Source organism: Ruegeria sp. HKCCD7221, assembly GCF_013031225.1.
Classification (GTDB): Bacteria; Pseudomonadota; Alphaproteobacteria; order Rhodobacterales; family Rhodobacteraceae; genus Ruegeria.
The window spans coordinates 125,280-135,365 of record NZ_WPZE01000009.1; the positions used below are offsets into that span (position 1 = coordinate 125,280).

11 protein-coding genes are annotated in these 10,086 nt (G+C 55.4%); 3 read left to right on the top strand and 8 right to left on the bottom strand.

Translation table 11 applies throughout. From position 1 onward, the window contains the following. Positions 1-40: 40 nt before the first annotated feature. The 8 genes from GOX73_RS17995 to GOX73_RS18030 form a co-directional block, all read right to left on the bottom strand. On the bottom strand, positions 41-724 hold the full coding sequence (locus GOX73_RS17995; protein WP_171126809.1) for a response regulator transcription factor: 684 nt from the start codon (positions 722-724) through the stop codon (positions 41-43). 139 nt (positions 725-863) lie between these two features. After that, positions 864-2,630 (bottom strand): PQQ-dependent methanol/ethanol family dehydrogenase, encoded by a 1,767-nt coding sequence (locus tag GOX73_RS18000; RefSeq protein WP_171126810.1) that lies wholly within the window; start codon positions 2,628-2,630, stop codon positions 864-866. A 254-nt stretch (positions 2,631-2,884) separates the two neighbouring features. Further along, the gene (locus GOX73_RS18005) at positions 2,885-3,424 is read right to left on the bottom strand and encodes a sel1 repeat family protein (RefSeq protein ID WP_171126811.1); all 540 of its coding nucleotides are present in this window, start codon (positions 3,422-3,424) and stop codon (positions 2,885-2,887) included. A gap of 76 nt (positions 3,425-3,500) precedes the next feature. Continuing rightward, on the bottom strand, positions 3,501-4,292 hold the full coding sequence (locus tag GOX73_RS18010) for an ABC transporter permease (RefSeq protein WP_171126812.1): 792 nt from the start codon (positions 4,290-4,292) through the stop codon (positions 3,501-3,503). Beyond that, on the bottom strand, positions 4,289-5,008 hold the full coding sequence (locus GOX73_RS18015; RefSeq protein ID WP_171126813.1) for an ABC transporter ATP-binding protein: 720 nt from the start codon (positions 5,006-5,008) through the stop codon (positions 4,289-4,291). The genes GOX73_RS18010 and GOX73_RS18015 overlap by 4 nt, the downstream gene beginning before the upstream one ends. Continuing rightward, the gene (locus tag GOX73_RS18020) at positions 5,005-5,457 is read right to left on the bottom strand and encodes a hypothetical protein (RefSeq protein WP_171126814.1); all 453 of its coding nucleotides are present in this window, start codon (positions 5,455-5,457) and stop codon (positions 5,005-5,007) included. The genes GOX73_RS18015 and GOX73_RS18020 overlap by 4 nt, the downstream gene beginning before the upstream one ends. 21 nt (positions 5,458-5,478) lie before the next feature. Beyond that, positions 5,479-6,441, bottom strand: a complete 963-nt coding sequence (locus GOX73_RS18025) for a YVTN family beta-propeller repeat protein (protein WP_171135049.1) — start codon at positions 6,439-6,441, stop codon at positions 5,479-5,481. A gap of 5 nt (positions 6,442-6,446) precedes the next feature. Further along, on the bottom strand, positions 6,447-7,613 hold the full coding sequence (locus GOX73_RS18030) for an ABC transporter substrate-binding protein (protein ID WP_171126816.1): 1,167 nt from the start codon (positions 7,611-7,613) through the stop codon (positions 6,447-6,449). Positions 7,614-7,771: 158 nt separating this feature from the next. Here GOX73_RS18030 and pedF point away from each other — a divergent pair, with 158 nt between their 5' ends. From pedF to GOX73_RS18045, 3 genes are all read left to right on the top strand, one after another. After that, positions 7,772-8,452: a cytochrome c-550 PedF gene (gene pedF / locus GOX73_RS18035; RefSeq protein WP_171126817.1), complete on the top strand. Its 681-nt coding sequence runs from the start codon at positions 7,772-7,774 to the stop codon at positions 8,450-8,452. 17 nt (positions 8,453-8,469) lie between these two features. Continuing rightward, entirely contained in the window at positions 8,470-9,366 is an 897-nt protein-coding gene (locus tag GOX73_RS18040) for an ABC transporter substrate-binding protein (RefSeq protein WP_171135050.1), read from the top strand. A 71-nt stretch (positions 9,367-9,437) separates the two neighbouring features. Continuing rightward, the gene (locus GOX73_RS18045) at positions 9,438-9,995 is read left to right on the top strand and encodes a CoxG family protein (RefSeq protein ID WP_171126819.1); all 558 of its coding nucleotides are present in this window, start codon (positions 9,438-9,440) and stop codon (positions 9,993-9,995) included. The last annotated feature ends 91 nt before the right edge of the window (positions 9,996-10,086 follow it).

Consider the following 10,086-nt stretch of genomic DNA (forward strand, 5'->3'; position numbering starts at 1 on the left):
GCCTCCTCCCTAAAGCACGACGAGATTTGAAGATATTAAGTTAGCCCTGCTCTTGCAAGACGCTGGCAAAAGACGCTTTCTTGGCAATCAGAACCGCCTGGGTTCGGCTTTGAACACCCAATTTCCGCATGATTGCAGTAACATGCGCCTTGACGGTCGTTTCAGCTATGGAAAGGTCATAGGCAATCTGCTTGTTCAACTTACCCTCACAGATCAGTTGAAGGATACGCGATTGCTGATTGGTTAACGTAGCCAGACGACCAACGGCGTCGCTTTGTTCATTCTCGTCGTCCGGATTGATCAGCACACATCCTTCGGGCAGAAACACACTACCTGCGTGCACGGTTTCGAACGCGGTGCGGAAGACATCCCGCTGGCTGTGTTTCGGAACGTAACCCGACGCGCCGGCGTGAATCACTTGGCTGATCACTCTGTTGTCGGTCATTGACGATACGACGATTACAGGCGCATTCGCCACCGCCTTTAGACGAATTAAGCCGTCTAACCCGTCAACATCTGGCAAGTTCAAGTCAAGCAAAACCGCATCCGGCTTTAATCCACCTTTGACAAGCTCCAAAGCTTGTTCAAGCCGGTCGGCTGTATGCACTTCACCGATATGTGCGACGCTTTGCAATGTCATCGAGAGTGCATCGCAAAACAAAGGGTGATCATCGATGATCAAAACGATTTCGAAATCACTCTGTCCAGCGGTATTTGCAAGCATAGGAAATGGCCTTTGCAAAAAGTTGACCCAATTTAGCAAATCCTAGCAACTGAAAGGAAGGTCGCCTACTGGCGGAAGGTCGTAATAAAAAAACGCGCGCCCGGATCAGGCGCGCGTTCAGAATACATCTGGTTTCGGATCAGTTCGCCGACGCCAGTTCTTTAGGCAGTTTGAAGGTCCACAAGGTACCACCCTGGTTCAGATAGTTGACCTTCTTGGCCACCTCGCCGCCCCACAGTGGAACCGCGCCGCCCCAACCGGAAATGATCGAGACATACTGCTCTCCGTCCTGTTCCCAAGTCACTGGCTGGCCAACGATGCCGGACCCAGTCTGGAACGACCACAGCTTCTCGCCGGTTTCGTCATCCAGCGCAATGAACTCGCCTTCTGGGGTGCCGAAGAACACAAGCCCGCCAGCAGTGGTCATCACACCAGACCACAGCGGAGCGTCGTTCTTGTATTCCCACTTCCACTCGCCGGTATCGGGGTCGATCGCCTTGAGCGAGCCGATGTGATCTTCATAGTTCGGCTTGATGGTAAAACCCGCACCCAGATAGGCAGCGCCTTTCTTGTAGGTGATCGGCTCGTTCCAGATATCCATGCCCCATTCGTTCGAAGGCACATAGAAATTGCCGGTATTCTGCGAGAACGCCATCGGCATCCAGTTCTTGCCGCCCAGGAAGGATGGCGAGGCAAAGATCACCTCACCCTTCTTGCCGTCCGCAGCCGAGGCAGGATCACCGGGGCGGTTTTCTTCGACAAAGATCGGACGGCCGGTTTCATCCACGCCCGTTGACCAGGTGATGTCCTTGACGAATGGCGTGGCCGAAACAAAAGCGCCGTCTTCACGGTTCAGGACATAGAAATACCCGTTCCGGTCAGCGGTGGCATAGCGCTTGTTCCCCTCACGGTCTGTATAGGCGACGACCTCGTTCACGCCGTCATAGTCCCAACCCTCACGCGGGGTGGTCTGGAAATGCCATTTGATGTCGCCGGTCTTCGGGTCGATGCCGATGCGGCTGGCAGCATAGAGGTTGTCACCCTTGTTGCCTTCGGTCGGGGTGCCCGCGTCGCGCAGCCAGCTATTCCACGGGGCCGGGTTGCCCGCGCCAAAGACCAGCGTATCGGTGTCAGCGTCGTAAGAGCCGCCCAGCCAGGTCGCGCCGCCACCGGTCTTCCACATGTCGCCGGGCCATGTCGCGTTCAGCTCACCGGTCATGGTGCTTTCTTCGCCGTTCAGCGTGCCCATATGGCCTTCGATCACGGGGCGCTCCCAGACCAGGTCGCCTGTGTTCACGTCCCGCGCCTGAACCGCGCCGACAATGCCGAACTCACCGCCCGAGTTGCCGGTGATGACCAGCCCGTCCACGATCAGCGGAGCCGCCGTATAGGAATAGCCCGCTTTGTAGTCTGCGATCTTGTCGCGCCAGACCACATCGCCCGTGTCTTTGTTCAGCGCCACAATCCGCGCGTCCAGCGTGCCGAAAATGACCTTGTCGCCATAGATGGCAGCACCCCGGTTGACCACGTCGCAGCAGGGCAGAATGCCTTCGGGCAGGCGGGCGTCGTATTGCCAGACCTCTTTGCCGGTCTGCAGATCAATCGCATAAAGGCGCGAGTATGACCCGGTGATATACATCATCCCGTCATAGATCAGCGGCTGTGTCTCTTGGCCGCGCTGCTTTTCGCCGCCGAGGCTGAAGGCCCAGGCCGGAAGCAGGTTCTTGACGTTATCCTTGTTCAAGGTGTCCAGCGGGCTGTAACGCTGCAAATGACGGCCCATGCCGTTGGTTACAACCTGAGTGGTGATCGTTTGATCATTGGCCAGATCGTCTTCGGTAACTTCTGCATAGGCTGCGCCGGTTGCCATAATGCTTGCGGCGGCGGCCATGATAAACCGGTTCATCGGTGTCCTCCCTAGACTTATGTCTTTCCTCAGCGCCGAATCTCCGACAAATCGGGATTGCTGGCGAAGGTATTATTCTCGGGCAGGCGCTTTGGTGAAATTGCACAATGGTCGTAGGGCGCGTTTTGTGGATTTCAACAGGCTCAAAACTTTTCTCATGGGGCAAATGTCTATCTGGAAAAGCTTGAATCAGGCCTCTCCGGGGTTACATTTCTGTGTTTTCTTTAAATTCAATATATTAAACAAAAACATACTTAGAATAGCGGTGCGTATTTCCACTCGTCTGCGTCGGGGGTAACTTCGTTCGGATCATAGCCCGAATTCTGAAGGCGCTTCGCTATTTTCAAACCGTCTTCCGCAGCCTCATCCACGTAAGCGCGGCCCAATTCGGGGTTTTTTGCGACACCGTGACCCCGCAAAAGATTCAGCCCGTAGTTGAACTTGCCAACGGGATCGCCCAAGTCAGCGGCTCGTTTGTCCCAAGCTGCCGCAGCGTCCGGGTCGTAAGGGCCACCCAGCCCGTTATTGTCCAACTGCCCCATCCAAGTCATCGCGCTGGTATACCCGGCATTAGCGCAGCTTTCGAACAGCTTGCGCGCCATCTCGTGACGGCCGGATTTGGTGATGTAATAGCCGGTTGCGCAGGTCGTCATATCGGTGACGCCACTGTCAATATTACTCATGACCCGACCAAAGCCCGTGTCCTGCGGGTTTAGCGTGCCGAACTCATCCTCGACCGTCTGGGCCGAGGCGGCCGCGCCCAGAAACAGCAAAGCAGTTGCGATACGGATCATGACAGAACCCTCCGATTGCCGGGCATTATAGCGCATCCCAAAGGTCATTTCACTTGTGTTGTGGTCGTAGAAAACGTCAGCCAGCCTTGCGCTTCATTCCGCGAGATGGGTCATAGCCCCACAGCGCCAGACCCAGAAACACAAGCCCAGCAAGTACAGTCCAGGCAAATGCGGTGGCATTGAATTGTCCGTAAAGCGCAAATCTGATCAGTTCAACGGCATGGGTGAAAGGGTTGAGGGCACAGATATCCCTAAGCAAAGCTGAACTTTCAGCCATTTTCCATAGCGGATAGAGAGCGGAAGACAGGAAAAACATCGGAAAGATGACAAAGTTCATCACCCCCGCAAAATTCTCAAGCTGCCGGATTGCCGAAGATAGGGCCAACCCAAGGGCACCCAGCATCAGCCCTCCGACAATCAAAGCCGGAAAGGCATAGATGTATCCATTCCACGGCATGTCGATTCCATAGATCGCGGCCACCGCCAGAAAAGTATAGACCTGCAAGATCGAAATCGTCGTGCTGGCAAGCAACCGGCAGAACAACAACCACCATCGCGGCAACGGGCTGGTCAAAAGCAAACGCATCGAACCCGTTTCGCGGTCGTAAACAAGACTCAGAGAGCTTTGCATCCCGTTGAACAGCAGGATCATCCCGCACAAACCCGGCACGATGTAAATCTCGTAGGTGATGTAGGTCTGATACGGCGGCGTGATCGAAAGCCCCAAAGCCGCGCGAAACCCGGCGGCAAAAACAATCAGCCAGACCAATGGGCGTATCAATGCTGCGATGAACCGGCTGCGCTGTCGAACAAAACGCAAGGCCTCGCGCAAAAGGATTGCCCAAAGTGCGATCAAGCCAGCCTTCATGCCACGGCCCCAGTCATCGACAAGAAAACGTCCTTCAAAGGCGCGCCATTCGTAATTTCTTGGCTTGAACCCTGTTGCAAAAGGCGTCCTTTGTGAAGGATGGCGACCTGATCATCCGGGGAAATCTCATCTGTCAGATGCGTGGCCCATAATACGGTCATGCCTTCCTGCGCGGACAGGTCATGAACGTGTTTGGTGATAGCGGTTCGGGCGGCAGCATCCAACCCGACAGTTGGCTCGTCCAGCAACAAAACGGATGGCGCATGGATCAGGCACCGGGCGATTTCCAGCCTTCGGCGGTGCCCCCCGTTAAGATCGCGCGCACGTTCCCCAATGCGTTCTGCCATGTCCAGTCGCTCTAACGCGGCTTCGATACGGCTTTCGGCTTCTCGGCCTGATAACCCATGAAGAGCCGCAAAATAGCTGAGGTTTCGGCGGACGGTCAGATCCAAATCCAGAGTGGGCTGCTGAAAGACTACACCAACCTGAGCCAAAGCTTGACGCGGGTGTTTCGAAATGTCGAAACCCGCAATCTCGATCATCCCGCCACTTGTGGTCATCAAACGCGTCAAAAGGGAAAACAAGGTTGATTTCCCAGCACCGTTTGGCCCCAGTAACGCACAAAACGCGCCTGGGGGAACGTGAAAGCTCACATCATCCAAAGCGCGTTTTTCGCCATAGGCGTAGCTGACATTTCGGACCGAAAGCCCCGTCACTTAATGGTAATCTCCAACCTCTGTGTTTCGCCGGTACTGCCCGGCACTTTCAGATAGTAGCTGCCAGGTTTGATGGCGACAAAACCTATTTCCATCTCACCGGCTTCGTCAAACTCGATTGAATCAACACCCAACGGTCGGATCTCAAGCCCCTCGACCACGATTTCGTCGACCCAGATTGCCCGAAAGAACTCGGGCCCGACAATAGCCAGTTCCTGACTGCCGTCGCCTTGAATTTCAAACTCGTAATAGGTGCCTGATTTCAGCTCCCAAGGGGCGTCTGCCAAAGGTTCCCCGGCCGACAAGATAATTGGTGGCAGGTCTTCCTTGTTCTTTGCCGAAAGCAAACCGGCAAGACCAAAGCCGTTATCGTCATCTTCGTCGTCGGCCAAGGCTGTTGTCGGCAACGCCAAAGCAAGCAGGGCTGCCACATGTACCAGTCGCTTCATTTCAATTTCTCCTACAATTGTTCAGTTGGTTGGGCGGAAAGCAGCGCCCCAGGGGAACCGACCAACCTTGATCGTTTTGACAGGCTCGCGCTTGGCGACATCGATCACTGTTACATCCCCTGACACACCATTCGTTGTGAACAGCAGCGACTTGTCGGCATTGAAGTCCATGTGCCAGACACGGCGGCCGACAAGGATGTAATCCTCGACTTCATAAGTTTCGGCATTAACAGCCGCGACATGGTTTGACGGCCCCAGCGCGACAAAGGCCGTTTCATCACCTTCGGACAATTCAAACCCCACGGGTTGAACGCGGTCCGGGTGGACACCTTCAACCTCGAATTCGATCTTGGCTTTTTCGGTTTGGGTTTCGACGTCAAACACGGTGATAGTGCCACCAATCTCTGAACTCACCCACAGCTCGGTTCCGTCCTTGACGAATTCCGCGTGGCGGGGGCGTGAATCAACCAATGTGTTGGCGAAAAGCTCCTGCGTATCGGTGTCGATCCAATGGGCCATATTGGTCGTTTCCGAGGTGGTAATTGCGACTTTCCCGTCCGGTGACACTGCCATTCCTTCGGGCTCAATCCCTACATCAATCTGTGCAATGACCTCACGGGATTCCGTATCGACAACCGTTGTAATCGCGTCATCTTCGTTTGCAATGTAAAGATGACGGTCGTTCGGATGCAGTACAAACTGTTCCGGGTCCTCACCCGAGGGCAGGTCATGCAATATTTCACCGGTTTCCGGGTCCATGACCTGTACTGCATCACTGTCAGAGGCGCAGATGTACAAAACCGAAAAATCCTTGGAGAACGTAATCCCCCGCGGACGCTCTCCGGTTTCGATGGTGCGAATTACCTCAAGCGTGTCGATATCAATAACACTGAGCGTGTCGTCCTTCTCGTTGCTGATCCAGATCTCATCCGCTGCAACAGGGGTGCAGATGGTTAGTGCGGCGGCAATTGCAGTCAGTCTCATAGAAGTTACCCCTTAAACGCCTGGCACTGGCTTTCGCCTTGATCGATTCCCAGCGTGTCTAGTTCGGTGCGCTGGTGAAGGAACCCCTCGAGCGGCGCCATTGCAACCACGGCGCGATCCGTCACCAGGGGGATGGGTTGGCGCAACTGACCATTCCATGCCCGAAAGTTCATCGGGCGTCCCTTGAAACCCGCCAATTCAAAGTCATCCGACAACAAATATGACCGCAAAACAGCGGGATCAGCCGAGTTGGTACGCGTTATCGCCTCTCCCAGGGACCGGAACGCCGCCCATGCGGCATAGTCCTCGGGCATCATTGACCGTCCCGATTGATCAACAAATCTGTTCTGCATCTGGACCGCGCCCCATTGCTCGACCACGCGTGACCACGTCACTGGCTTCAGCCCTTCGGAACCGGCAACTGGTCTGGGTTCCCACGTGTTGAACGGAATATAACGGCCAAAATCGTTCAGCTCATCGGCAACCAGCAATACGTCATAATCACCGAAATCCTGCGTAAACAGGGGCACTTCTTGCGACGCATTACGCCGAAGGTCGGCATCAAAAGCCCACGTTTTTTCCGCCTTCAGCTCAAGGCGGAACTTCTGCAATGATCGCTTTAAAGCGGCCGCAAAGTCCAGATCACCAGGATGTTCACCTGTAATCAAAGCCAGATCGTCCCATCGGCGCTTTACCAGAAATTGCGCCAATGCATCGGTTCGCATCACGTCAGAAGGCAGCGTGTGCAATAGATTTGCGCGGCACTCCTCCTCTCTGATCAACACATCCGGTGCAGAAGCGTTGAATAATATGGCCGATGACGCTTCGGGCAAATCCGCGACGTCCATTTGCGCCTGCGCAGGCGCATCCAGAATCACAAAAGGTGTTTCATTCAGTGCAGTCCGCGCGGCACCCAGCCAGTCTTCGCCTTCAGGCACGGCCACGACTGTAAGTTCATACTTATGGCCGAGAAACTTCGCTGTTGTCAGATTGTCAGCCAAGCCCAGTTCAGCACCGGCCATACCCAGATCGTCAGGCAGCGGGTCGAGGTTCGACAAAACCGGCGGGCGCGGAACTTGAAGCTGCAGGTAAGTAACCGAGATTGCAATCTCGGCCAAAACCGCGCCCGGCAACATTATCAATGCCGCGACAACACTCAGACAAGTCTTCATTACCCTCCTCCTCCCAGGCAGTTCAAATAAAAAACGCCGATTTGCCTCGGTACCATTGGACCTTAGTCGCAACATTGGCCTGATCTGCAACCAAGGTCGAATTTCCCGCTGATTCCCGCTGCGCTATGACCGGGAAAAGCATCGTAAAGGAGGATAGGATGCGTCTAGTTTTCTTTAGTGCCGTTCTGGGCGCCGTCGCCGCTGGGGGCATGGCACTGGCTCATGGCGATGTCGCCCCGCAACCCGTCAACACCGACGCCCTGCCCGAGGTGGGTGACGAATGGCTGATCGAAAACCCTTACCGCGACAAGGGAGAAGAGGTGTGGCAAGCGGCGATCGAAATCGGTGATTCCGGATACAATCAGAACTGTGCGCGCTGTCACGGTCTTGGAGTGGTTTCCGGCGGTCTGGCCCCTGATCTGCGCTATCTGGAGGCCGAAGAATACGGTGACGAATGGTACGTCGAACGCTTCCGCGACGGTTACACCCAAAACGGGATCACAAAGATGCCCGCGTTCGGTGAACTACTGGGGCAGAAAGCAGCCTGGGCCATACGGACTTATATTGAAACGCGCCCCGACGACGGCGCGCTGGAAGATCACGCCGAGCGCCTGAAGGAAATCCGCGACACTCTCACCAATATGGCAGGTGGCGGAGAAGGCGACGCAGAGGCGTTGAAGTCCGAACTCAATGAGATCGCTGAAACGATCGAAACGGGTTCGGGTGCTCCGGTCGCTGACAGCGTCGCTTTGCGGGCTGCGGTTCTGATTTCGGGCGAAAACCCGGATTTTGCCGAAGCTGCCGAACAATTGACTATCGGATTGTCTGCCGCGCAATAGCGCAGCAAAGTGGGCACATGATCAAACACCTTTTCGTTTTCTCCCTGTTGGCCGCAACCCTTTCCGCCGGAACGTTATCGGCCAGGTGTGAAGATCATGTGCCCCAACCTAAACCTCAGAATGCAAGCCGGGACATTGTCGGGGCCGATCTCGATACGATTGTCGAGCGCGGATATATCGAGTTCGCAGCTTACGAAGACTTTGCGCCTTGGTCCTTTGAGAAAGACGGCCAGATACAGGGCGTTGATATTGATATCGGCAAACTGATTGCCGATGACTTGGGGGTCGAGGCCAGGTTCAATCTAGTCGCCGCCGGGGAAAACCTTGAGGCCGATCTACGCAACTGGATCTGGAAAGGTCCCCTGATCAACGGGCGCGTGGCTAATGTGATGCTGCACATTCCTTACGACAGCGAATTTGCCTGCCGCGTGGAACAGGTTGTGTTCACCGGTCAGTATCACGACGAAGAAATAGCCATCGCCTATCGCAAGGATGCGTATCCTGATGACCCGCCGGTCCCTGCCTATTTCCGTTTTGACACAGTCGCGGTCGAAAATGACTCGATTGCCGATTTCTATCTGTCGGCCTTTCCGGGCGGTCAGCTTGCGCAAAATGTGCGCCGCTTTCCAACAGCAGGGCTTGCGATGGAGGCATTGGCAGCAGGCGAAACCATGGCGTCCATGGGACCACGCGCCCAGCTTGAGGCTGGTTTGACACCCGAATTGGATGTTCACACCCCGCCCCTGCCCGGCTTTGCGGTCAGCACCTGGACCAGCGGCGTGGCAGTTCACTTCGCTTATCGCGGTCTCAGCTACGCAGTGGATGACGCGATTTATGCGGCGCTTCAGGATGGCCGGATCGAGCAGATTTTTGCGGCGCACGGCCTGACGCATTCGTCACCGAAACTTCGGTGACTACACCCAAGGTCTTATAGGCACCAAGTGGATCACCGCTTAACTTAACGAAAAATACTGGAGGGAATGACATGGAACTTCATGACAGTCGCGTCATCGCGGCACCACGTTCCAAGGTCTGGGAATCTTTGTTGTCAGCCGATGTTCTGAAAGAATGTGTCCCCGGCTGCAAAGAAATGTCGGGAACGGCAGAGGATGGCTTTGCCGCTACGGTGGTACAGAAAGTCGGCCCGGTAAAGGCGACTTTCAAGGGTGAAGTGACCCTGTCTGACATGGTCAATCAGGAAAGCGTCAAGTTGTCGGGTGAAGGCAAAGGGGGGGCCGCCGGTTTTGCCAAGGGCGCCGCAGACGTCACTCTGTCCGACGTTCCGGAAGGCACGTTGCTATCTTACAATGTCGATGCGCGTGTGGGTGGAAAGCTTGCCCAGTTAGGTGGGCGGGTCATCGACGGCGTGGCCAAGAAAATGGCCGACCAGTTCTTTGAGAACTTCCAGAATGTGGTTGAAGAAGAGCCTCAGTTCGAAACAGCAGACGCTGCGCCGCGACCCGCGGCCACGCCTGAGCCTGCTCAAGCTGACGCGCAAACCGAAGAGAAGAAAGGATGGCTCAAGCGCCTGATCGGTGGTTGAGCTGAGTATTACAGGGAGGAAAATCTGATGAAGATTTCGATGACTGTGAACGGCGTAGCTGTGAGCGGTGAGGTTGAGGGTCGGACGTTGT